Source organism: Micromonospora sp. NPDC049900 (genome assembly GCF_044461025.1).
In the GTDB taxonomy this organism is placed as follows: Bacteria; Actinomycetota; Actinomycetes; order Mycobacteriales; family Micromonosporaceae; genus Micromonospora.
This window is the reverse complement of record NZ_JBITKM010000018.1, coordinates 59357-83442: the sequence shown is the minus strand read 5'-3', so window position 1 is coordinate 83442 and position 24086 is coordinate 59357. Positions and strand designations below refer to the sequence as shown.

General features: G+C 70.7%; 18 protein-coding genes and 1 pseudogene. 6 read left to right on the top strand and 13 right to left on the bottom strand.

Annotated features, from left to right (window positions below):
* Positions 1 to 47: 47 nt before the first annotated feature.
* Entirely contained in the window at positions 48 to 740 is a 693-nt protein-coding gene (locus ACIBMZ_RS27100; RefSeq protein ID WP_396698547.1) for an L-ribulose-5-phosphate 4-epimerase, read from the bottom strand.
* Entirely contained in the window at positions 737 to 2419 is a 1683-nt protein-coding gene (gene araB / locus ACIBMZ_RS27095; RefSeq protein ID WP_396698545.1) for a ribulokinase, read from the bottom strand. Before araB ends, ACIBMZ_RS27100 begins: the two co-directional genes overlap by 4 nt.
* 996 nt (positions 2420 to 3415) lie before the next feature.
* Between araB and ACIBMZ_RS27090 the strand changes: the two genes are divergently transcribed.
* Complete coding sequence (locus tag ACIBMZ_RS27090) at positions 3416 to 5059, top strand: glycoside hydrolase family 27 protein (RefSeq protein WP_396698543.1); 1644 nt, start codon at positions 3416 to 3418, stop codon at positions 5057 to 5059.
* Positions 5060 to 5220: 161 nt separating this feature from the next.
* On the opposite strand, the gene ACIBMZ_RS27085 is transcribed toward ACIBMZ_RS27090, so the two are convergent.
* The 4 genes from ACIBMZ_RS27085 to chvE all read right to left on the bottom strand — a co-directional run bounded on the left by ACIBMZ_RS27085 (position 5221) and on the right by chvE (position 10586).
* On the bottom strand, positions 5221 to 6471 hold the full coding sequence (locus tag ACIBMZ_RS27085) for an ROK family protein (protein WP_396698541.1): 1251 nt from the start codon (positions 6469 to 6471) through the stop codon (positions 5221 to 5223).
* Between the two features lie 95 nt (positions 6472 to 6566).
* Positions 6567 to 7817 carry a multiple monosaccharide ABC transporter permease gene (gene mmsB, locus ACIBMZ_RS27080; protein WP_396698538.1) on the bottom strand — a complete coding sequence of 417 codons (1251 nt, stop codon included), beginning with the start codon at positions 7815 to 7817 and terminating at the stop codon, positions 6567 to 6569.
* On the bottom strand, positions 7814 to 9352 hold the full coding sequence (gene mmsA, locus ACIBMZ_RS27075; RefSeq protein ID WP_396698536.1) for a multiple monosaccharide ABC transporter ATP-binding protein: 1539 nt from the start codon (positions 9350 to 9352) through the stop codon (positions 7814 to 7816). The genes mmsB and mmsA overlap by 4 nt, the downstream gene beginning before the upstream one ends.
* 97 nt (positions 9353 to 9449) lie before the next feature.
* Positions 9450 to 10586: a multiple monosaccharide ABC transporter substrate-binding protein gene (gene chvE, locus ACIBMZ_RS27070; RefSeq protein WP_396698534.1), complete on the bottom strand. Its 1137-nt coding sequence runs from the start codon at positions 10584 to 10586 to the stop codon at positions 9450 to 9452.
* Between the two features lie 632 nt (positions 10587 to 11218).
* On the opposite strand from chvE, the gene ACIBMZ_RS27065 reads away from it, so the two are divergent.
* Both ACIBMZ_RS27065 and ACIBMZ_RS27060 read left to right on the top strand, forming a co-directional pair.
* On the top strand, positions 11219 to 12532 hold the full coding sequence (locus tag ACIBMZ_RS27065) for a hypothetical protein (protein WP_396698532.1): 1314 nt from the start codon (positions 11219 to 11221) through the stop codon (positions 12530 to 12532).
* 277 nt (positions 12533 to 12809) lie between these two features.
* Complete coding sequence (locus ACIBMZ_RS27060) at positions 12810 to 13433, top strand: DUF998 domain-containing protein (RefSeq protein WP_396698530.1); 624 nt, start codon at positions 12810 to 12812, stop codon at positions 13431 to 13433.
* 50 nt (positions 13434 to 13483) lie between these two features.
* Here the strand turns inward: ACIBMZ_RS27060 and ACIBMZ_RS27055 are convergent, their stop codons facing one another.
* From ACIBMZ_RS27055 to ACIBMZ_RS27040, 4 genes are all read right to left on the bottom strand, one after another.
* Positions 13484 to 14632: a serine hydrolase domain-containing protein gene (locus ACIBMZ_RS27055; protein WP_396698528.1), complete on the bottom strand. Its 1149-nt coding sequence runs from the start codon at positions 14630 to 14632 to the stop codon at positions 13484 to 13486.
* A gap of 4 nt (positions 14633 to 14636) precedes the next feature.
* Entirely contained in the window at positions 14637 to 15464 is an 828-nt protein-coding gene (locus tag ACIBMZ_RS27050) for a carbohydrate ABC transporter permease (protein ID WP_396698526.1), read from the bottom strand.
* Positions 15461 to 16324, bottom strand: a complete 864-nt coding sequence (locus ACIBMZ_RS27045; RefSeq protein ID WP_396698524.1) for a carbohydrate ABC transporter permease — start codon at positions 16322 to 16324, stop codon at positions 15461 to 15463. Before ACIBMZ_RS27045 ends, ACIBMZ_RS27050 begins: the two co-directional genes overlap by 4 nt.
* Before the next feature lie 104 nt (positions 16325 to 16428).
* Positions 16429 to 17790 carry an ABC transporter substrate-binding protein gene (locus ACIBMZ_RS27040; RefSeq protein ID WP_396698522.1) on the bottom strand — a complete coding sequence of 454 codons (1362 nt, stop codon included), beginning with the start codon at positions 17788 to 17790 and terminating at the stop codon, positions 16429 to 16431.
* 372 nt (positions 17791 to 18162) lie between these two features.
* Here ACIBMZ_RS27040 and ACIBMZ_RS27035 point away from each other — a divergent pair, with 372 nt between their 5' ends.
* The 3 genes and pseudogenes from ACIBMZ_RS27035 (at position 18163) to ACIBMZ_RS27025 (ending at position 21179) form a co-directional block, all read left to right on the top strand.
* Entirely contained in the window at positions 18163 to 19248 is a 1086-nt protein-coding gene (locus tag ACIBMZ_RS27035; protein ID WP_396698520.1) for a LacI family DNA-binding transcriptional regulator, read from the top strand.
* Between the two features lie 10 nt (positions 19249 to 19258).
* Positions 19259 to 20218 (top strand): annotated as a pseudogene (locus ACIBMZ_RS27030) (glycosyl hydrolase family 32); the annotation flags it as partial.
* Position 20219: 1 nt separating this feature from the next.
* Positions 20220 to 21179 (top strand): carbohydrate kinase, encoded by a 960-nt coding sequence (locus ACIBMZ_RS27025; RefSeq protein ID WP_396698518.1) that lies wholly within the window; start codon positions 20220 to 20222, stop codon positions 21177 to 21179.
* 15 nt (positions 21180 to 21194) lie between these two features.
* On the opposite strand, the gene ACIBMZ_RS27020 is transcribed toward ACIBMZ_RS27025, so the two are convergent.
* The 3 genes from ACIBMZ_RS27020 to ACIBMZ_RS27010 all read right to left on the bottom strand — a co-directional run bounded on the left by ACIBMZ_RS27020 (position 21195) and on the right by ACIBMZ_RS27010 (position 23770).
* A complete protein-coding gene (locus ACIBMZ_RS27020; protein WP_396698516.1) occupies positions 21195 to 22157 on the bottom strand; it encodes a helix-turn-helix domain-containing protein in 963 nt (320 codons plus the stop codon).
* 180 nt (positions 22158 to 22337) lie between these two features.
* On the bottom strand, positions 22338 to 22877 hold the full coding sequence (locus ACIBMZ_RS27015) for a flavin reductase family protein (protein WP_396698514.1): 540 nt from the start codon (positions 22875 to 22877) through the stop codon (positions 22338 to 22340).
* On the bottom strand, positions 22874 to 23770 hold the full coding sequence (locus ACIBMZ_RS27010) for a DUF1684 domain-containing protein (protein WP_396698512.1): 897 nt from the start codon (positions 23768 to 23770) through the stop codon (positions 22874 to 22876). Before ACIBMZ_RS27010 ends, ACIBMZ_RS27015 begins: the two co-directional genes overlap by 4 nt.
* Between the last annotated feature and the right edge of the window lie 316 nt (positions 23771 to 24086).

Sequence of the window (24086 nt, the reverse complement as noted above, 5' to 3'; positions counted from 1 at the left end):
TGCGGGTGGTGCGAATCAGATCGCGGGTCGCCGGGACCCGCGATCGGTCAGGAGCTCGCCGGAGGCGAGGGGCGTTGTCCGTAGACGTTCTGGTAGCGGTCGTAGAGCGCGTCGATGTCGGCCTGCGCCATCGGCACCGGTTGCCCGAGAGCACGCGCCAGGTGCGCGGTCCGGGCGACGTCCTCGCACATCACCGCGGCCTTGACCGCGGACCGGGCGTTGCGCCCGATGGTGAAGACGCCGTGGTTGCGCATCAGCACCGCGGGCGATCGGTGCCCGGTCAGCGTGCTGACGATGCCCTTGCCGATGTCGTCGCCGCCGATCAGCGCGAACGGGCCCACCGGGATCTCCCCGCCGAACTCGTCGGCCTGCGCGGTGAGGTGGCAGGGGATCGACTCGCCGCGCGCCGCCCAGGCGGTGGCGTACGTGCTGTGGGTGTGCACGACGCCGCCCACCTCGGGCATGGCACGGTAGACGTACGCGTGCGCCGCGGTGTCGCTGGAGGGCGACAGCTCTCCCTCGACGGGTACGCCGTCCAGGTCGCAGAGCACCATGTTCTCGGCCGAGAGGTCGTCGTAGTCGACGCCGCTGGGCTTGATGACCATGAGGTCGTGGCCCGGTACGCGGGCGGAGACGTTGCCGGCCGTCCAGGCGACCAACCCGTAGCGGGTCAGCTCGCCGTGCAGCCGGGCGACGCTGGCGCGCAACTCGGTCACCAGTGCGGTCAGGTCGTCGCTCATGCCGGCACCTCCACCGTCTCCTGCGGCGCCCCGGTCGACTCGACCGCCGCGTTGCGGATCGCCCGTAGGCGCAGCATCACGTCGTTGGCGCCCCGACCGAAGTGGTCGTGCAGCGCGCGGTACTCGGCGTAGAGGGCGTCGTAGGCGCGCACCCGCTCCGGGTCCGGTTGGTAGACGGCCTCGTGCACGCGGCCCATGACCTGCGCCGCCGCCGTGATCGAGGGGTACGCACCGGCGGCGACGGCCGCGTGGATCGCCGAGCCGAGCGCCGGGCCCTGGGCCGAGCCGATGATGCCCAGCGGTCGGTTGGTGACGTCGGCGTAGATCTGCATGAGCAGCTTGTTCGAGGTGAGTCCACCGGCGATCACCAGATCGTGGACGGGGACACCCGCGTCGACGAACGCCTCGACGATCATCCTGGTGCCGTACGCGGTCGATTCGAGCAGCGCGCGGTAGATGTCCTCCGGCCGGGTGGCCAGGGTCAGGCCGACGATCATCCCGCTCAGGTCGTGGTTGACCAGCAGCGACCGGTTGCCGTTCCACCAGTCCAGCGCGACCAGTCCGTGGGCACCGACCGGCTGGGCGGCGGCCAGCTCGGTGAGCCGCTCGTGCGAGTCGAGCCCGGCCGGGGCGGCGTGGTCGACGAACCATCCGAAGATGTCGCCGACCCCGCTCTGCCCGGCCTCGTAGCCCCACGCGCCGTCGCTGATGCCACCGTCGACGACCCCGCACATGCCGGCCACCTCGGCCGGAGCCGTGCCGTTGACCACGTGGCAGGTCGAGGTGCCCATGATGGCCACCAGCCGGCCCGGCTCGATCGCCTGGGCGGAGGCCGCGGTCACGTGCGCGTCGACGTTGCCGACGGCGACCGCGACGCCCTCCGGCAGCCCGGTCCAGGCCGCGGCGGTGGCGGTGAGCCCGCCCGCCTTCGCGCCCAGCGGCATCAGCGGACCGTCCAGCTTGGCCACGAAGTCGCCGAAGCCGGGGTTCAGCGCGGTCAGGTAGTCCACCGACGGGTAGTTGCCGTCCTGGAGGATGCCCTTGTAACCGGCGGTGCAGACGTTGCGGGTCTCGACGCCGCACAGTTGCCACACGATCCAGTCGGCGGCCTCGACGAAGCGCTCGGCCCGGCGGTAGACCTCCGGGTCCTCCTCCAGGATCTGCAGGCCCTTGGCGAACTGCCACTCGGCCGAGATCTTGCCGCCGTAGCGGCCGATCCAGGGTTCGCCCCGCTGGTGGGCGAGCGCGTTGATCCGGTCGGCGTGCGGCTGCGCGGCGTGGTGCTTCCAGAGCTTGACCCAGGCGTGCGGGCGCTGACGCAGCTCCGGCACCTCGCACAGCGGCGTGCCGTCGGCGAGCGTCGGTAGCACCGTGCAGGCGGTGAAGTCGATGCCGATGCCGACCACGTCGGCCGGGTCGATCCCGGCGGCGGTCACCGCCGCCGGCACGGCGTGGCGCAGCACGTCGCGGTAGTCCTCGGGGTCCTGCAACGCCCAGTCGGGCGGCAGCGGAGTGCCGCCGTCCGGTAGGGCGGTGCTGATGACCGCCCTGCGGTACTCGTGCACCGCAGTCCCCAACTCGGCACCGTCGCGGACCCGGACCACCAGGGCCCGTCCCGACAGGGTGCCGTAGTCGACGCCGACGACGTACCGGTCGCCTGCTTCGTCCACTCCGCTCATCTTCACCTCCGGCCGATGACGGACCTCAGTGTTAACGCTCACATCCTGCGCCGTCAAGACACCTGCCGGCAACAGCTCCGTAACGGAGTACACCGAGAAATAGACCGCCGTCAACAGGCTACCGAAGGATGCCGGGCGACGGTGCCCCCGCCCCAGGTCACCACGTGTCCGGCCGATCGGCGCGCCGACCCGCACGGGACCGGACGCCGAGCACGCCGACGCGGGGCGCGCGGCAGGCCGTACCGGAGGGCGGGACGACGCGGCACCGGCACCCCTCGCAAGCCTCTTCGGCCCGCTCGGAGCGCTTGCCGAGACGACCCAGCCGAAACCGACCGGCACGTACGGTGGCCGTCACGCCGCACACCTCCCGCCGACCCGCCGACCATCCGCTCGCACGGGCCGGACCCTCCCGTGCGAGCTGCGCACATCCGTACGCGCACCGGGCATCGTGGACGGTGCCCGGAGGCCGACACCCGGCAGTCGTCCGAGAGACGACCCGGGACCGTCCGGCCCCGGGAACCGGCCCGTTCGGTGGACCCCGAGATGAGCGTTAACATCACCGATTCATCAGACGATCAAGGCGAGGTGTTGGCGACGCCCTCGATCATGCCGATCCCCGCCTCGATCACACCGCACCACCCCTCACTGACGTGCACAGTCATTCGGGTCACGCCGGACCGCCCTCCCGCAAGCCCGCCCGACCCACCCTCGACCACCCCGCACAGTGATTTACAGAATTGAATGTCAGCGATAACATTCGCGACATCGATGCTGAGCGTGGCCGGCTGAGGACTCCATGCGGCCACGGCCGACGGCGAACGGGCCCACCGCCGCCGGTCACCGGCGCACCCTCGCCCGGCCGCTGCCCTGCCACCACCGGTGCGCCCACCCGACGGCGCACCAGGCACCCCGCACCGCCCCATCACCGCACGGGCATCTCGTGGTCGGTCATCGACGAACGACACCTGTTGCCCCCTGACCTTGAAGGAGATCCGCATGCGCGCACGACCACGATGGTTGGCCGTCCTGAGCGTCCTGATGTTGGCGTTCACGGCCGTCGTCGTCGACGGGCTCCACTCGCCGAAACCCGCCCAGGCGCTCAACAACGGGGTGGCCCGTACCCCACCGATGGGCTGGAACACCTGGAACACGTTCGGGTGCAACATCAACGAGGCGCTGATCCATCAGATGGCTGACGCGATCGTCTCCACCGGGATGCGCGACCTCGGCTACAAGTACGTCGTCGTCGACGACTGCTGGTTCGACCCGAACCGCGACGCTCAGGGCAACCTCCAGGCCCACGCCGGCCGGTTCCCCAGCGGCATGAAGGCCCTCGGCGACTACCTGCACGCCCGGGGTCTGCTCTTCGGGATCTACCAGGTGCCCCGGGAGAAGACCTGCGCCCAGTACTTCGGCGCGTGGCCGGGCTCCACCGGCAGCCTCGGACACGAATACCAGGACGCCCGCCAGTTCGCCGCCTGGGGCGTGGACTTCCTCAAGTACGACTGGTGTTCGCCCTGGGGCACCATCAACGACCAGGTGGCCGGGTTCGCCCTGATGCGTGACGCGCTGGCCGCCACCGGCCGGCCGATCGTCTACAGCATCAACCCGAACAGCATCCACGAGAAGACCGGCCCGCAGCGCAACTGGGGCGACATCGCCAACATGTGGCGGACCACCGAGGACATCACCAACTCGTGGAACACCGGGCAGACCAACGGCTACCCGATGGGCGTGCAGAACATCATCAACGTCACCGTGCCCCTCGCCCCGTACGCCGCACCGGGCGCCTTCAACGACCAGGACATGATGGTGGTCGGCAACGGGGGCATGAACGACACCGAGATGCGCAGCCACTTCGCGCTCTGGTCGATCATGGCCTCGCCGTTGATCGCCGGCAACGACATCCGCAACGCCAACGCGGCGACCCTGGCCATCCTGCGCAACCAGCAGCTCATCGCGATCAACCAGGATCCGCTCGCCCTCCAGGCCGTGCAGGTGTCCAACGACGGCACCCGCCGGGTGCTGGCCAAGCGGCTGGCCAACGGCGACGTCGCGGTGGCCCTGCTCAACCAGGGCTCGTCCACCACCACCGTGTCCACCACGGCGGCGGCGATCGGCAAGTCCGGCAGCTCGTTCACGCTCCGCGACGCCTGGACCAACGGCACCTCGACCAGCACCGGCACGATCTCCGCCAGCGTCCCGGCGCACGGCACGGCGGTCTTCCGGGTCAGCGGCGGCGGGACGACCAACCCGCCGACCACCTTCCGGCTGCGCAGCGAGTCCTCCGGCCGGTGCCTCGACGTCAACAACGGCGGCACCGCCAACGGCACGGCCACGCTGATCTGGGACTGCCACAACAACAGCAACCAGAGCTTCACCCAGAACGGTCAGACCCTCCAGGTGCTCGGCAAGTGCCTGGACGTCTCCACCACCGCCACCGCCGGCAGCCCGGTGCAGATCTGGGACTGCAACGGGGGCACCAACCAGCAGTGGACCTTCAACGGCAACGGCACGATCAGCAGCGTGCGGTTCCCGAACCTCTGCCTGGACGTGAACAACAACGGCACCGCGAACGGCACCACGGTGCTGGTCTGGAACTGCCACACCGCCGCCAACCAACGGTGGAGCCGGGCCTGACCCGGAGCATCGACGCGGACCCGTCGCCCGGCACGGCCGGGTGACGGGCCGGGCGGGTGCCCCGACACCCGCCCGGTCCGCCGCGCCCGGCGTCCACACCTCGACGGGTACGCCCCGACGCGCGAGACGCAGCGTCGGCGTGCGGGAGTCAGGCCCGGCGTTCAGACGCAGCGGGCGGGCGGCTCCCGGCGGGCCGTGGTCGGTGTGGCACAGCGACCGGCGGCGCCACCCGACGTGAGCACGCCCAACGGGTCGTCGAGCAGTGGGGCGAACCCGAGTTCGGCGGCACCCACCAACGTCGCGTCGTCACCGAGCGCGGCAGTACGCAGGCGCACGCTCTCCCGCGCCACCGGCAGCACGTTACGGGCGATCCGGCTGCGCACCTGGGCCGCCGCACCCGGGTACACGTCGCACAGCATCCCGCCGAAGACGACCATGCCCGGGTTGAACAGGTTGATCAGGTTGGCCACGCCGATGCCGAGCCAGTCCCCGATCCGCCGGAACGCCTCCCGCGCGGCCGGGTCACCGCGATCGGCGTCGTCGGCGACCGACCGGATCGCCGCACGACCGAACGTCTCGGCGGGACGGCCCGCGACGTCGAGCAGGGCCCGCTCGCCCACCTCCGCCTCCAGGCACCCGGACGAGCCGCAGCCGCACGGCCGCCCGTCGTACGGGTTCACCACCATGTGCCCCAGCTCGCAGCCGTAACCGCCGTGGCCGCCGAGCAGCCGGCCACCGACGATGATGCCGCCACCGACACCCACGTCACCGTGCAGGTAGATCAGGTTGTCGAAGCCGACACCCGCGCCGCGCCACTGCTCGGCCTGGGCGCCGAGATGGGCCTCGTTGCCGACCGCGACCGGCAGGCCGAGCCCGAGACGGCGGCCGAGTTCCGCACCGAAGTCCTGGTCCACCCAGCCCAGGTCCGGTCCGAAGCGGACCATCCCGTCGCCGGGCCGGATCATCCCGCAGTACGAGGCACCGATGCCCACGCATCGCGCCCGCGGCGGCGCGGCACGGTGCAACTGGCGGCCGAACCGGGCCAGCACCGCCACCACGCGGTGCAGGTCCGGCCCGGCCCGTGGGCGTACCGCCTCGCGTCGGTCCAGGATCGCCCCGCCCAGGCCGACCCGCGCCGCCACCAGCCGGTCCACCGCCACGTCGAAGGCCAGCACATAGAACCGGTCGGCCGAGGGTCGGACCATCAGCGAGGGACGGCCCGCGCGGCCGGTGTCGGTCGGCGGTTCCTCGTGGACCAGGCCCACCCGGCTCAACCCGGTGGTCAACGCCATGATGGTGCTGCGGTTGAGGCCCATCCGCTCGGCCAGCCCGGCGCGGGACGTCGGGCCGTCCAGGTGCACGTGCCGCAGCAGCGTACCGGCGTTGCGCCGACGGATCTCCTCCTGGACCAACCCGACCTCCGGCTTCAGCGACGGTGCGTACGGCCGACCGGAGGGAGTGTGTCCAAGCAGTGGGACGACGTCAAGCGCGGGCCGAACCGACACCCCTAGCGGGTCGCGCCCGCCCGCCGCTTGTTGTAGACGTCGAAGGCGACGGCGACGAGCAGCACCAGGCCCTTCACCACCGACTGCATCGACTGGTCTACACCCATCAACTGCATGCCGTTGCTCATCACGGCCATGATCAGGCCACCGACCATCGCGCCGACGACCGTGCCGACGCCGCCGGTGACGGCCGCGCCGCCGATGAAGGCCGCCGCGATCGCGTCGAGCTCGAACATGTTGCCGGCGGCGGGCTGTGCGCCGTTGGACCGCGAGGAGAAGATGATGCCGGCCACCGCCGACAGGAAGCCCATGTTGACGAAGATCCAGAAGTTGACGGTCTTCACCTTGACGCCGGACAGCATCGCCGCGGGCAGGTTGCCGCCGATGGCGTACACCTGCCGGCCGAAGACCGTCCGCCGGGTGAGCATCCCGTAGACCAGCACCAGCGCGGCCAGGATGATCAGCACGATGGGCAGGCCCCGGGCCTGCGCGAGCTGCCAGGCGAAGTACATGACCACCGCACCGACCAGCGCCATCCGCGCGACGAACAGCGCGAACGACTCGACCGGCTGCTGGTAGCGGATCCGCGCCACCCGGGTCCGGAAGCAGCTCACCACGTAACCGGCCACCGCGATGGCGCCGATGAGCAGGGTGAAGGCGTCGTACCCGTCACCGCCGATGAGTCCGTTGAGGAAGCCGGCGGCGATCCTGTTGTACTCGGCCGGGAACGGCGACAGCGAGATGTTGTCCAGCACCCGCAGGGTCAGACCGCGGAACAGCAGCATGCCGGCCAGGGTCACGATGAAGGCGGGGATGCCGACGTACGCGACCCAGAAGCCGTGCCACGCGCCGACCGCCAGGCCGACCACCAGCGCGGCCACCACCCCCATCCACCAGGGTTGACCCTCCCGGATCACCACCACGGCGGAGACCGCGCCGGTCAACGCGACCACCGAGCCGACCGACAGGTCGATGTGCCCGCCGATGATCACGATGACCATGCCGATCGCGAGCACCAGGATGTACGAATACTGGAGGACGATGTTGGTGATGTTGCCCGGGCTCAGCGAGAGTCCGTCGGTGAGGAACGCGAAGAGGGCGACGATGACGACGAGGGCGACGAAGATGCCGCTCTGTCGCAGGTTGTTCATGATGAGCGTACGGGGGTCGCTGCTGCCCACGTGCAGCGCGGCGGCGGGAGCGCTCTCGGTCGACGGGCCCTTCGACACCGAGGAGGGCTTGGTGCTGGTCATCCGACGGTTTCCTTGTCCTTCGCCATGAGTTCCATCAGCTTCTCCTGGGTGGCCTCGCCGACCGGCACCATGCCGGTGATCCGCCCCGCCGACATCGTGTAGACGCGGTCGCACATGCCGAGCAGCTCGGGCAGCTCCGAGCTGATGATGATGACCGCCTTACCGGCGGCGACCAACTGGTTGACGATGGTGTAGATCTCGAACTTCGCGCCGACGTCGATGCCCCGCGTCGGCTCGTCCAGGATCAACACGTCCGGGTCGGTGAACAGCCACTTCGACAGCACGACCTTCTGCTGGTTGCCGCCGGAGAGCTTGCCCACCGCCGCCATCACGCTCGGCGCCTTGATGTGCATGTCGCGCCGGCTGGTCTCGGCGACCTTGGTCTCCTCGTTGTCGTGCACCCAGCCGAGACGGGCGAGCTTGCGCAGTCCGGCGGCGGAGACGTTGTGCCGGATGTCGTCGATCAGGTTGAGGCCGTACCGTTTGCGGTCCTCGGTGGCGTACGCGATGCCGTTGCGGATCGCCTCCGCGACGGACCGCGCCCGGACCTCGCGGCCGTGCATGAACAACCGGCCGGAGATGTCCCGGCCGTACGACCGGCCGAAGACGCTCATCGCCAGCTCGGTCCGTCCGGCGCCCATCAGCCCGGCGATGCCGACCACCTCGCCGGCGCGCACGTTCAGGGCGGCGTTCTGGACGACCAGCCGGTCCTGCGTCGGATGCCGCACCGACCAGTCCTCGATCCGCAGCACCTCCGCGCCCGGCGACGAGACCCGGTCGGGATAGAAGCTGTCCAGGTCGCGGCCGACCATGCCGCGGATGATCCGCTCCTGGGTCACCTCGCCGGAGGCCATCTCCAGCCGTTCCACGGTCCGGCCGTCGCGCAGCACGGTGGTCGAGTCGGCGATGGCGGTGATCTCGTTGAGCTTGTGCGAGATCATGATGCAGGTGATGCCCTGGTCGCGCAGCCGCCGCATCAGGTCGAGCAGGTGCGCCGAGTCGATGTCGTTGAGCGCCGCGGTCGGTTCGTCCAGGATGAGCAGCCGGACCTTCTTCGAGATCGCCTTGGCGATCTCGACAAGCTGCTGCTTGCCGACGCCGAGCTGCACCACCGGGGTCACCGGGTTCTCCGGCAGCCCGACCGAGGCGAGCAGTTCCGCGGCCTCGGCGTTGGTGCGGTTCCAGTCGATCAGGCCGGTACGCCCCCGGCGCTCGTTGCCGAGGAAGATGTTCTCGGCGATCGACAGATACGGCACCAGGGCGAGTTCCTGGTGGATGATGACGATGCCCCGGTCCTCGCTGTCCCGGATGCCACGGAAGTTCGCCGGTGCGCCGTCGAAGAGGATCTCGCCGTCGTAGCTGCCGGACGGGTAGACGCCCGACAACACCTTCATCAGGGTGGACTTGCCGGCGCCGTTCTCGCCGCAGATGGCGTGGATCTCCCCCCGGCGCACGGCGAGCGAGACGTCCTGCAGCGCCGCCACCCCGGGGAACGTCTTGGTGATGTGACGCATCTCGAGGATGTGGTCGTCCATCTGCACCGTCCTGGCGATCTGTGTCGTGAGGTCTGTACTGGGTCGAGAGGGTGGGGCCCGGCGGCGGACACCGCCGCCGAGCCCCCGGGTGCCGCCGTCAGTTCCTGGACTGGCCGGAGGCGACCTCCTCGGCGGTGAAGTAGCCGGAGTCGATCAGCACCTTCTGGATCTCGTCCTTGAAGACGGTCTCGACCGGCAGCAGGTACGACGGGACGACCTTGACCCCGTTGTTGTAGGTCTCGCTGTCGTTGGCCTCGGGCGTCTTCTCCTGGAGGAACGCCTCACCGGCGACCACGGCCTGCTCGGCCAGCAGGCGGGTGTCCTTGAAGATGGTGGAGCTCTGGATGCCGTCGTTGATCAGCTTGACCGAGGCGATCTCGGCGTCCTGCCCGGTGACCACCGGGATCTCGTCGGCGCCCCGGTAGCCGGCGTTCTGCAGCGCGGTGATGATGCCGCGCGAGATGCCATCGTACGGCGACAGCACGCCGTCCACCTTGCTGTTGTCGTTGTAGCTGGAGGTGAGCAGGTCCTCCATCCGCTTCTGCGCGGCCTCCTGCTGCCAGCGCAGGATCGCCACCTGCTCGATCTTGGTCTGCCCGGACTTCACCTTGAGCGTGCCCGCGTCGATGAACGGCTTGAGGGTGTCCATCGCGCCGTTGAAGAAGAAGTGGGCGTTGTTGTCGTCCAGCGACCCGGCGAACAACTCGATGTTGAACGGCCCGGTCGCCTCGCCCTTGCCGCCGTCCTTGGTCTGCAGGCCGAGGCCGACCAGGAGCGCGCTGGCCTGGGCCACGCCGACCTTGTAGTTGTCGAAGCTGACGTAGAAGTCGACGTTCGGGCTGTCCCGGATGAGTCGGTCGTAGGCGATGACCGGGATCTTGGCGTCGGCCGCCGCCTGGAGCTGCCCACTGAGGGCGGTGCCGTCGATCGCGGCGATGATCAGTACGTCGGCGCCGCGCGTGATCATCTGGTCGACCTGCTGCGACTGGGTCGGGATGTCGTCACCGGCGTACTGGAGGTCGACCTTGTAGCCCTTGGCCTCCAGCTTCTCCTTGACGGAGTTGCCGTCGGCGATCCACCGCTCGGAGGTCTGGGTCGGCATCGAGACGCCGATGGTGAGGTCGGACGGCTTCTCGTCGCTGGTGTTGCCGCTTCCGGCACCGTCGCCACTACACGCCGCCATACTCAGCGCCAGGGCGGCGCTACCGAGAGCGGCCAGAATTCTTCTGCTCACTGGCTTCCCCAATCTGGAACTCGCGCCGTCGCACCGGCTGCGTGGATCGCACTTCGGGGCCCAAGTGTTAGCGCTCACATTGCCCGGGTCAACACCTCGCCGGAAATCCAGCGGTCACGTTCTCGTAACGAAGCCGAGGCTCCACCGGTCGGCCGAATCGCCGCAGGTCAAGGGGTTGCACATCGAAGGAAGTCGAGCATTCGCGCCGGCCACCCGAATAACGTCCATCGAGAGCAGAGAATACGCCAACTCGCGGCCCGGGGCGACCGCCCGGACACCCGCTGTGCACATCCGTCGCCCCGCAAAGGGAAACGAGGCATCCGGTCGACGCACACCCACCGGGTGCTCACGCACCGTGACCGATCGAGCCGCCGACTCCACAACGGACCATCCTCTCCGGGAGCCGCCACGGCGCAGCGGATCGGGACCGGCCCGTGGCGGCCATCGACGCCACCCGGGCGCACGGTCGGTCCCCGCGCCGTCACCGGCACAGTCTTGACATCGACCAGCCGGACGCCGATGCTCTGCTAAATCAGTTTAGCGCCCGTCCTCCCCCACACCACCCCAACCGGTCCGGGGCGCTGCCACGGGATCTGCCCACGGCAGCCGGACGCGTCCAACAAGGAGGGCCGATGAGACTGCGAAGGACGCTCACCGCCATGGCGGCGGTAGCACTTCTCGCCACCTCCGGCACAGCCGCGTACGCGGCGTCGAAGGGTCCCGGTGGCGACACCGGTGGCATCCGCAGTGTCACACCGATCACCACCGTCTACACGTACGGCCAGAAGGTCTCCGCCGTCGCCGTCGAGTACCCGCAGACGGTCAACCCCCGAGAGCTCGACAACTCCACCTTCTCGGTCTCCGACACCGTCTACAACTTCCGCTTCAACCCGATGGACGACCTGCCCAAGCTGGCCGACCGCAAGGTCACCCACACCTACACGAACAACGCGCCCACCACCCGCGCGGACCGTCGTTCGGTGGACGGCCGGTACGTCATCGTCGAGCTGGACCCCGCCGAGAACCTCGGCTGGACCGTCATCGTCTCCAAGTGCCCGACCTTCCTGTGCAGCGTGAAGGTCAACACCGAGCTGCCCACCCGGGTGACCCAGCGCAAGGACGTGCACGCCCAGCCCGGCAAGGGCAAGGGCAAGGGCCCGGTGCAGGCCAAGGCCGCCCCGAAGACCCCGCGCGGGGTCACCGAGAAGCCGGTGAACCTGCTCGTCGACGACTTCACGTACGGCTCGTACCTGAGCAACGGCATGGTGCTGCCCTACCACTACCACCTGCCGAAGAACTATCAGCCCGGCAAGAAGTACCCGCTGATGGTCGTCCTGCCCGGGCACGGCATGGGCTGGGACGGCGACAACCTGGGCGTCCAGATCGCCGCCGACATCCCGGCCACCGCCTGGCTCCAGTCGAGCTGGACCGGCAGCCGCGAGGACGTCATCGTGCTCGCCCCGCAGAACCAGCGGGTCGGCCTGCCCGCCGAGGGCGACCTGCTGATCCGGCTGGTCGACCAGTTCGTCAAGGACCACGCGGTGGACACCGACCGGGTCTACGCCACCACCGTGTCGTACGGCTCCCGGCTGCTCTGGGAGGCGTTCGCCAAGCGTCCCGACCTGTTCGCCGGTGGACTGGTGACCGGCGGTTTCCAGGTCGGTGCCGACCAGGCCAAGGCCATCGCCGCCGGTGAGGTGCCGCTCTGGATCACCCACGGCGTCAACGACCACCTGCTCAACATCTCGCTGGCCCGCAACACGCACACCGCCCTGCGCGCGGCCTACGAGGCCCAGGGCAAGACGCCCGCGCAGATCGCCAAGCTGCTGCGCTACACCGAGTACGGCAACGAGGCGTTCTCGCTGCCCGACTACCACGCCGCCTACGGTCCGACGTACGAGGACCGCAGCATCCTCCAGTGGCTGCTGGCCCAACGCAAGGGCTGACCCCTGGAGAAGCTCGCCGGCCACGACACCCCCGTCGTGGCCGGCGAGCCCGCTCTCTCCCCTCCCTCGGAGGGGCCGCTCCGCACCAAGGTCGACCCCTGGCCTCGCGATCATGGAGTTGTGGCTGAGGAAATGCACCGTAGGCGGCTTTTGTGAGCGCCAGAACTCCATGATCGACGTGGTGAACCGCGCTGTGCGGTCCGGGAACGCGCAGGATCGACACGGCCGGGGCAGGCCGGTGGTGCCCGATTGGCGGGGCAGCACGTACGGTGCGGTGATGCGAGTCGTACCGGGATGGGCGTTGGTCTCCGCCGTGGTCGCGCCGGTCCTCCTGATCGGTGGGTGGACGCTCGGCGCGGCCCGCCAACCGGGCGGGTTCGACCAGGTCACCGGGACGATCAGCGCACTCGCCGCCGTCGGCGCGACCGACCGGTGGATCATGACGGTCGCGCTGGCCGGGCTCGGGCTGTGCCACTGTGTGACCGCCGCCGGGCTGCGTCCCCTCGCACCCGCCGGGCGAGCGCTGCTGGCCCTCGGCGGGGTGGCGACCCTGGCGGTGGCGGTGTTCCCGCTTCCGGCCGACGGTGGCGGGTCGGTGCCCCACACGCTCGCCGCCGCCGTCGCCTTCGGCGCGCTGGCGCTCTGGCCGGCCCTGGCACTGGCAGCAGGTCAAGGGACCGTAGCGCGACGGGCGCCGTGGGTGGCGCTGGCGGTCGGGTTGCTGCTGCCGGTGGCCTGGTTCGTGGCCGAGATGGCGGTCGACGGTGGGCGGGTCGGTCTGGCCGAGCGGGTGGCGGCCGGAGCGGAGGCGTTCGCACCTCTGTTGGTGGTCACCGCACTGCGCCGCACGGGCCGGTCAGGTCGGACGGGCCGGACGGGCCGCACTGCGCCAAACAAGTGACGGCGGGGTCGACGCCACGGCTCGCCGGCCGTGACGTCGACCCGGTCCGCCTAGTCGCTCAGGCAGGAGAGCAGGGCGGCGGCGAGCAGGTTGGCCCGCTCGTCGACGACGCCGCCCATCTGGTTGACCACGTAGCCGAAACCGACCCGGTGCTGGTCGTCGCCGAAGGCGAGGTGTCCGCCCGCGCCGTCGTGGCCGAAGCTGCGCGCGCCGAGCATCGGGCGTGGCGTCGAGTGGACGAGGAAACCAGTCCCCCAGCGGTGTCCGACGTCGGGGAGTCCGTACACCTGCTGACCGGCGACGCGGACGGTGACGGCGTCGTCGACGGACGCGGTGGTGAGCAGCGGTCCGCCGCCGACCTCGGAGACGCAGGCGGCGTAGAGGCGGGCCAGTGACTCGGCGGTGCTGATCCCGCCCGCGCCGGGGATCTGGGCGGCCTGGATGGCCGGGTCGTTGAAGCTGACCAGGCCGTCGGCGTCGGCGGGGAAGGCGAACGCGCCGCCCATGGTGATCCCGCGCTCGGCGACCGGGTCGCCGGCCGGGAAGGGTTCGCCGAGCGGCGCCAGCATCCAGGCGACCGCGTCGCGCTCGGCGGCCGGCAGGCCGACCCAGGTACGCAGGCCGAGCGGCTCGGCGAGGGTGCGGGCGAGGTACGCGCCGGGCGTCTCCCCGGTGATCCGGCGGATCACCTCGCCGATCAACCAGCCGTAGGTGATCGGGTGGTAGCTGTGGGCCGTACCCGGCTGCCACAGCGGGGCCTGCTCCTCGATCGCCTCGATCACCGGATCCCAGGCGAGCACCTCCGCCCGGGTGAAGGAGCGGTCCAGTGTGGGCAGTCCGGACTGGTGGGTGAGCAGCCAGCGGACCGGGATCTCGGCCTTGCCGTGCCGACCGAACTCGGGCCAGTACCGGATGACCGGGGCCTCCAGGTCGAGTCGGCCCTGCTGGACCAGGAGGTAGGCGCAGATCGCCATGATCCCCTTGGTCACCGAGAAGACCACGGCCGGGGTGTCGGCGGTCCAGGGCCGACCGGAGCGCGGGTCGGCCAGCCCGCCGTACAGGTCCACGACCTTGTTGCCCCGCAGGTAGACGGCGACTGCCGCGCCGACCTCCCCACGTTGGACGAAGTTGTCCCGGAACACGTCGGCGACGGGCCCGAAGCCCTCGTCGGCGTGGCCGTGGATCGGGGTGTCGTTCAACCCGTCATCCCTTCACGGAGCCCTGCAGGAGGGCCTTGATGAACTGGCGCTGGAAGATCAGGAACACGATGAGCGTCGGTGTGAGGATGAGCAACGATCCGGCGCAGAGCAAGACCAGATCGGTTCCCCACTGTCCCTGGAACGCGCCGAGGGCACCGGCCATGGTCCGTTTGGTGGCGTCGTCGACCATGACGATGGCGAGCAGGAACTGGTTCCAGGTCCAGAGGAACAGCAGGATGGTCAGCGAGGCGATGGCCGGGCGGGCCAGCGGCACGTGCACCCGCCAGAACAACTGCCAGGTGTTGCTGCCGTCGACCCGCGCCGCCTCGGAGAGTTCGCGCGGCACGTTGGTGAAGTGGGCGCGCATCCAGAAGACCGCGAACGGCATGTAGAGGCCGATCAGCGGCAGGATGATGGCCCAGCGGGTGTTCAGCAGGCCGAGGTCCCGCATCTGGTAGTACAGCGGGGTCACCACCGCCTCGAAGGGCAGCGTGAGGCCGAGCAGCAGCAGCCCGAAGGCGATGTGTCCGCCGGCCACCCGCAGGTGCCCGAGGCCGAACCCGGCCATGGTCGCGATGAGCACCCCGAACGGCACCACCCCGGCCACGATCAGCATGCTGGACACCAGCAGGGCGCCCATGTTCGCGGCGGTGAAGGCGTCGACGAAGTTGCCCCACTGTGGATCGGACGGCCAGGCCAGACCGGTGGGTACGGTGCCACGTGGTTGCAGGGCCGCCGAGAGCATGCTCAGGAACGGCAGCAGGGTGACCACGACCAGGGCGATCAGGAAGACGCGTCCGGTCAGCCGCTCGCTGCGGGTGGTCATGTTCATGGCTTCTCCCCCCGGGTCAGCCGCTGGATGGGCAGCACGCAGATCAGCACCAGCAGCATCAGCACCACGCCCAGGGCCGAGGCGAGCCCGACCTGGCGCTGGGAGAAGGCCAGCCGGTAGATCTCCAGGCCCGGCACGGTGGTCTGGATACCCGGGCCGCCGCTGGTCGAGATGTAGACGATGTCGAAGCTGGCCAGCGCCGCGATGATGGTCACGGTGAGGCAGACGCCGATCTCCTGGCGGAGGCTGGGCAGGGTCACCGCGAAGAACTCACGGATCGGACCGGCGCCGTCCATCCGGGCCGCCTCGTACAGCGACGGGTCGATCTTGCTCATGCCGGTGACCAGCAGGATCGTGCAGAGGCCGAGCATGATCCAGGTGCCGATCACGCCGACCGACGGCAACGCGGTGCTGAACTCGCCGAGCCAGGCGCGGGTGATGCCGTCCAGCCCGACGGCGCGTAGCACCTGGTTGACCAGACCGTTGCTGGACAGCACCCAGCTCCACGCGATGCCGGCCGCCACCAGCGGGATCACCTGCGGCAGGAACAGCACGGTCCGGACCAGCGTGCCGCCGGGGCCGGTGGTGATCCGCCGGACCAGGCTGGCAACCAGCAGGCCGAGGGCGACCGGGATGAAGCTGAAGAAGATGATCAGCACGAAGGCGTTACCGATGATCTTCAGTAGGTCGCTGTCGGTGAAGACGGTGACGTAGTTGTCCAGGCCGACCCAGGTGGCCGCCCCGATGCCGTTCCAGCGGTAGAGCGAGTACTGCACGGTCAGCACGAGCGGGCGCAGGACGAAGAAGCCGTACATGGCCAGGGCGGGCAGGACCCAGAGCCAGCCGCTCCACCGCGCCACGCGGCCCCACCGCTTCCGGTGGGGCCGCGTGGCGGGACGGGGGTCCGCCCCGCCGGGCCGGGCAGTGGTGCCCGACCCGGCGGGAACGCTGCCGAGGGCAGACGTCATCGGGACAGTTCCTTCTCGTACTCGGCCTGGACCGCCTTGACGTAGCCCTCCGGGTTCTGCTGGCCGGCGATCAGCTTCTGCATCTCGGGGGTGATGGCGGCGGCGAAGATGCCACCGGTGGCGTTGGCGGTGAAGTCCACCGCGCCGTTGTCGGCGCCGAGCTGCTGGGACGCCTTCAGGGTCTCGGCCAGTACGGTGCCCTCGGTCACCGGCGGCAGCGCCAGGTCGGCCGGGCCGCCCGGGTGCGAGCCGCCGACGTTGACCGAGATCTCGCGGGCCTTGTCGTTGGTGTGCACCCAGTTCAGGAAGAAGGCCGCGGCGTCGGCGTTCTTGGCCCGCGCACCGACACCGAAGGTGTTCGGCGCGGACATCGCCACGTTCTTCGCCTCGGCGGTCTCACCGGGGAAGAGGAAGAACCCGACGTCACCGGCCATGTTCTTGTCCAGGTTCGCCGACTCCCAGTCGCCGTTGAACATGAACAGGCCGTTGCCCTTCTGGAACTCGCCCATCATCGCGGTGTAGTCGATGGCGTTGGCGTCCTTCGGGAAGTAGCCGTCCTTGGCCCACTTCTCGATGGTCTGCGCGGCCTTCAGCGAGGCGGGGGTGTCGAAGGTCGCGCCCGGCTTCTGGAAGATCCAGTCCGCGATCGGGCCCGGGTCGCCGAACTGGTTCTGCAACGCCTGGTACGGGAAGTTGATGCCGGCGGTGTTCTTGTTGAACTGCATGATCGGCTGGAGGCCGGCGGTCTTGGCCTTGGCCAGCAGGTCCTCGAACTCGGCGATGGTGGCCGGCGGCTGGGTCATGCCGACCTGCTCGGCCTGCTTCTTGTTGTAGAACACGCCGGTCACGCTGTAGCCGAGGCCCATGCCGTACAGCGAACCGGTGCCGCGCTCGCCGCCGCCCTCGGTCAGCCGGAGCTGGACGAGCTGGGAGGCGGGGAACTTGTCCCAGCCGTACGCGTCGAAGTACGGGTCGAGGTTCTTCAGCAGGCCGTCCTTGACCAGGTCGACCATGGTGGGCAGCCGGATGATGTCGGGCGCGTTGTCCGAGGCGAGCACCCGGGGCGCGTTCTCCACGATGACCGTGAACTGGTCCTCGCGGATGTTGAACGTGACGTTCGGGTGCTGCTTGGTGAACTCGTCGGCGAGCGCCTTGGCCAGCGGGAAGCCGGTCTCCGCGTACATCTCCAGGGTGATCGGGTCGGTCCCGAGTTCGGTGCTGACCGGGGCGCCGGAGTCCTCCGGCGCGGTCGGCTCCGAACCCGGAGCACTACAGGCGGTGGCCGTCAGACCGACGGCGAGTAGTGGCACCATCAGTGCCAGCCGGCGACGGGTGAATCTGGTGGACAACTCCCGCACGTCAATGGCTCCCTTGACTCATCCGCACGTCCACGCCGGTCGGCGACCGGCGAGTACGCTCGCCACCACGGTCGGTGAACGCCACGCTCGCGCGTCGCGCACCGGACCTCGGCTCGCGGTATCCGATATGACCTCGGAGGTCGCTGTCGACAGCGTCCTCCGCAGTGGCGAAACAACGTCGCTAAACTGATTTAGCAGAGCATGCGCGCGGCACCCCGGCCTGTCAAGGACGAGTTGGCAACGGTCCGGAAACAAGCGGTTCACCAGGGGACTTCACCGACACCCGGACGGTCACCGGTGAGCCGGAACGCGACTCGACCCATCATGATGGGCAACGGCGGCGTCGTACGGACGACCGCGAACGGAGGACTGATGGGCCGCAACAGGGCAACACTGGCCGATGTCGCCCGACGGGCTGGGCTGTCCAAGACCGCAGCCTCGATGGTGCTCAACGGGCGCGAGGGCACCCGACTCTCCGCCGAGGCGCACCAGCGTGTCTTCGCGGCGGCGGAGGAACTCGGCTACCGACCCAACGTGGCCGCCCGCAGTCTGCGTACCCGCAAGACGGCCACCATCGCCTTCGTCTCGGACATCGTCGCCACCACCCGCTTCGCCGGTGGCCTGATCCGGGGCGCCCTGGACGCCGCCCGCGAGCGGGACCACGTCCTGCTGATCACCGAGACCCAGGGCGACGCGGCGTTCGAGCAGTACGCCATCGAGGCGATCCTCGACCGCCAGGTGGACGGCGTGATCTACGCGGCGATGGCCACCCGCCGACTGACCGTGCCGAAGGCGATCCTGAACGGCCCGGTGGTGCTGCTCAACGCCACCAGCTCGGAGGAGTTGCCCAGCGTGCTGCCGGACGACGAGTTGGCCGGCGCCACGATCGCCGAGGCCCTGCTCGCCCGGGGCCACCGGGACCGCATCGCGCTGATCGGTCGCAACCGGCCCAAGGAACGCGACCCGGAGATCTCCCTCGCCGCCGAGGCGCGGCTGCGCGGCATCCGGGGCACGCTCGCCGCCGCCGGGGTCGCGCTGTTCGTCGAGGGCTTCTGTACCGAGTGGCTGCCGGAGCACGGCTACACCGCCACGCAGGCCCTGCTCGGTCGTCCGGACCGGCCGAGCGCGATCATCTGCATGAACGACCGGCTGGCCTTCGGGGCGTACCAGGCGCTCGGGGAGGCCGGCCTGACGATCCCGGACGACATCTCGGTGATCTCCTTCGACGACGACCCGATCGCCTCCTGGCTGCGCCCGGGGCTGTCCACGGCCGCCATCCCGCACGAGCAGATGGGCCGCCGGGCGGTGGAGCTGCTGCTCGACAAGGACGACTCCGGCCCGGCCCTGGTGCCGATGCCGCTGCGCCGTCGCCGGTCGGTCGCGGCTCCGGCCGGGCGGACGCCGCTGCCGCGCGCCGAGAGCGACGCCACCCCGAGGTCGCGGGCTAAACCGATTTAGTGATACCTTCCCCGCCATGCTTCGTCTGCCCGACCACTGGGTGTGGGACAGCTGGTACGCCAAGGACGACGACGGCCGGTGGCACTCGTTCTTCCTGCGCGCCTCCCGGGCCCTCCTCGACCCGGACCGTCGCCACCGCCGCGCCACGATCGGCCACGCCGTCTCCACCGACCTGCGCGAGTGGCGGCTGCTCCCGGACGCGTTGGTGCCCGCCGACTCACCGGGCTGGGACGACCTGGCCACCTGGACCGGCAGCACCGTACGCGGGCCGGACGGGCGGTGGTATCTCTTCTACACCGGCGTCGGACGCGCCGAGGACGGGCTGGTCCAGCGCATCGGCCTGGCCGTCTCCGACGACATGGTCACCTGGCACCGGCACGGCGACACCCCGCTGCTGGAGGCCGACCCGACCTGGTACGAGCTGCTCGACCTGGACGCGTGGTACGAGCAGGCGTGGCGCGACCCGTGGGTCTTCGCCGACCCGGACGGCGACGGCTGGCACATGCTGATCACCGCCCGCGGTAACCAGGGGCCGGCCGCCGAACGCGGCGTCGTCGGTCACGCGACCTCGCCCGACCTGCTGAACTGGACCGTCCGGCCGCCACTGTCCACGCCGGCCGGATTCGGGCACCTCGAAGTGCCGCAGGTCGCCGTGGTGGACGGACAGCCGTTGCTGCTGTTCTGCACCAACCCCTCGACCGCGCCCGGCGAGTCCCGGGAACGGCTCTGGCTGGCCACCGCGCCCACGGTACGCGGCCCCTGGGACATCACCGCCGCCCGGCCGATCGACCAGCCGCACCTGTACGCGCCCCGCCTGGTGTCGACCGACGACGGCTGGGCACTGCTCGGTTTCGTCGAGCACGGCGACGGGACGTTCGTCGGCGAGATCAGCGACCCGGTGCCGGTCCGCTACGAACCCGCCGCCGGCCTGGTGGCACGCGAGCCGCTGCCGGCCACCGGTGGTGCCTGAGGTGCAGGTCGGGGCCGACCCGGGGCCGTCGTCGGCCGCACCGGCGGTGACCGTGATCGGTGAGGCCGTCGTCGACCTGGTGCAGGAGCCGGACGGCCGGTACACCGCCCATCCCGGTGGCAGCCCGCTCAACGTGGCCGTGGGGCTGGCGCGGCTGGGCGTACCGACCGCGTTGCTCGCCCGCTTCTCCACCAACCGTTTCGGCCGGCGACTGCGCGCGCACGCCGAGACCAACGGCGTCGACCTGCGGCACGCCGTCGACGCCGACGAGCCCGCCACCCTGGGGATCGCCACGCTGACCGGAACCGGGGTGGCCACGTACGACTTCTATGTCGACGGCACCGCCGACTGGCAGTGGCGCGCCGAGGAGCTGGACCCGGTGGTCGTCGGGCGAGGCATCGTGCACACCGGCTCGCTGGCCGCGTTCCTGCGCCCGGGCGCCGACCGGCTGACCGACACCCTCCGGGCCGCACGCGGGCGGGGCGCGCTCGTCAGCGTCGACCCGAACATCCGGCCCGGCCTGATCGGCAGCCCGACCTCGGCCCGGGACCGCGTCGACGAGCTGGCCCGCGTCGCACACGTGCTCAAGGCCAGCGAGGAGGACGTCGCCTGGCTCTACCCGGGTCGCACGACCGACGACGTCCTGCGGCACTGGCGGGACCTCGGCGTGACGCTCGCCGTGGTCACCCTCGGTGCCGGAGGCGTGGCCGCCGCCTGCGGCACCCGTGGGTTCCGGCAGCCGGCCCCGGTCGTCGCGGTGGCCGACACCATCGGCGCCGGTGACGCGTTCACCGCCGGGCTGCTCGCCGCCCTGTCCGGCGTCGCGCCCGGATGGTCCGAGGACGACGTGCGGGCCGCGTTGCGGTACGGCGTCGAGGTGGCCGCCGTGACCTGTACCCGGGCCGGTGCCGACCCGCCGTACCGGCACGAGATGGCGAGCCGCTTCCCGACCGGGTCCTGAGCCGCATTCGGTGGCTCACGGCAGGTCGGCGTGCATCCGCCGCCACTGTCCCGGGGTGCGGCCGTAGGCGGCACGGAAACGCCGGGCGAAGTGGGTCGGGTCGCTGAACCCCCAGCGGCGGGCCACCACGGCGATCGTCAGGTTGCGGCTCTGCGGCCGGAGCAGTTCCTCACCGGCACCCTTCAGGCGCTCTCCGATGATCCACTGCGCCAGGCTGAAGTCGGCCTGGGCGCAGACCTTGTACAGGTGCCGCAGGGAGACGTTGTGCGCCATGGCGATGGCGGCCGGACGCAGGTCGGGATCGGCCAGGTGCTGCCGGACGTACGCTCGGACGAGGGTCAGCAGCGTACCGGCCCCGTCGACCCGGGCGTGCCGTGCGCCGCCGTACGCCGCCGAGGTGAGCAGCGCCCGGGCCAGCTCGACGCTCGCCGCGCCCAGCACCGGTGCCGCCGGATCGGTGCCGAGCCGGTCCGCTCGCTTCACCACGTCGACGACGTGCCGGGTGACCAGCGGATAGAGCGGGCTGGCCGGCAGGTTCCCCAGGGCCCGCCGGATCACGTCCACCGGCAGGGCGAGCCGGTCGATCGGGAACTGGAGGCACCCGGCAGCCCCGTCGCCGGACCAGGAGAAGTCGTACGGCGCGGACAGGTCCATCCCCATCAGTCCGCCGGGCGGGACCAACGCCTGGCGGCCCCCCTGCTCCTGCCGGCCGTCGGCACGCCGCTGCACGGAGAGCGCCACCACCGGTGACACGTCCTGCCGGGTCTGCCGGGCGGTGCGCAGCAGCCGGATCCCGGACGACTCGGTGGTGAAGACCGAGACGCCGCCGAGGTCCCAGACGGCCATCCGGGCGTACACGTCGCCGTCCGGGTCCTCGTGGATCACGTGGCACGGCGCGGAGGCGTACGCCATCGTGGCGTGCACCGCCTCGACCCGGTCGCGGAGCGGTAGCTGCGCGGTGTCCAGGACGACGGCCATCAGCTCACCTCGTCGGCTCGAACCGGGCCGGCTGCCGGGGTATCGGGTCGACGGGCGTCAATGCCCGCGCAAGGCCCGGCACCGGCACACCGGACGGTCCAAGGATCCCATGCCGGCGTTACGAAGCAGAGAATCCCTGACGCTCTCGGGCGATGCGGGCACAGGGTGCGGCGCCGGTGGTCAGGCGGCGACCGACCCGGTCCAGCCGTCGGTGCCGGGCACGAGGCCGGTGTAGCCGCCCCGGTGGTAGAGCAACGGCGAGCCGGCGGCGGGACTGTGCACCAGTTCCGGTTCGGCCAGCACGATGGCGTGGCTGCCGACCGTCACCCGGTCGATCACCCGGCACAGCAGCCAGGCGAGGGTGTCGTCGAGGATCGGTACGCCCTCGGGGCCGACCTGCCACCGGGTCGGCGCGGCGAACCGGTCGATGCCGCTGGTGGCGAAGGTGCGGGCGAGATCCTGCTGGTGCTGGGCGAGCAGGTGGACGCCGACGTGTCGGGCGGTGGCGACGGTGGGCCAACTGGACGAGCCGAGGTGGAGACAGAACGACACGACCGGCGGCGACAACGACACCGACGTGAAGGACGTGGCGGTGAACCCGACCGCCGGCTTCCCCGGCGCGGTCACCACGGTGACCGTGCTGGCCTGGTGCCGCAGCAGGGTCCGGATCTCGTCGGTCTCGGCGTCGAGGGGCGGCCGGTCCTCGGTGGGCGGTGTCACGGGTTCCTCCCGGAGATGGTGCGCTGCGGCTGGGACACCCCGTCCGCCGACCGCTCGTACGGGATCTTCTCGCCGGCCTCGACAGCGATCGGCAGGCGGTTCTCCGGTGGCGGCAGGGGGCAGGTCGCGAAGTCGGTGTACGCGCAGGGCAGGTTGGTGGCGCGGTTGAAGTCCACGACGACCCGGCCCTGCTCGTCGGGCGGGTCGACGGTCAGGGCCCGGTTGGCGGCGTACGTGGTCACGCCGGAGGTCTCGTCGGTGAACAGCACCGACAGGCTCCCCGGCGTCCAGCCGTCGAACGCGGTGAGGCGCAGTGGCACACCGTCCACGCTGAACTCGATCGTGCCGGGGGCGTCGTAGACGTGCTGGAGTCCCTCGACGGCGGCGCCGACGGTGGTCGGTCGCGGACTGTCGAAGGGGACGAACCGTCCGGCCAGGACCCAACGGGTCGACGGCGGGTACGCCGGGGTGCCCCGGAAGGCGGTCCGTAGCGGGTGGTCGGGGCGGCGGGGACGCAGGATGTCGTACCCGCCCCGGCGGGCGATCTCCAGCACTCCGCCGTCGAACCCGACGGTGACGCCGCCGCGTTCCGCGATCGGGCCGAACTCGTGGCGGCCGGTCACCGGTCGCCCGTCGACCAGGAGTTCCTCACCCTCGGCGAGGTCGACCACCACGCCGTCCGCACCGGTGTGCCACCGACCGGGCAGGTCGGCGACGCGCTCGGGGCGGTCGGTGAGCCAGTACAACCCGGTCACGGCGAGGAAGCCGTGCGGGGCGGCCAGGTTCTCCTCGTGGCGGCGGTGCCACGCCTGCCACTCCCGGGTGAAGGCGTCGGGCTGCTGGTCGTCGCCCTCGGACGCGTCCGCTGCCGGGTGCGGATGAGGCCGGGTCATGTCGGGTTCCCTCCGTCGAGAGTGGATGCGGCAGGCGTCCGCCCGACCGTCTCGGGCGACCGGGAGCGTGGGAGGTGCCGGGTCGCCGGGCGACGCTGCCCGATCGGCGGCAGGACGGTGGCGCGGGGTGTCCACACCGTCACCCTGCCAGTGACCGCGTTCACAGGCCACTCCCCCTACCTCGCTCCTCCGTCGGGAACCACCCGAGACCGGGCACAGTGCCCGCCTCTCGGAGCGCCCCTCCCGGCCGCACGAGATATACCCTACTCATCCGGTTGGTTATATGGGTATTGTGAGCCGACCCACCGGACGAGGC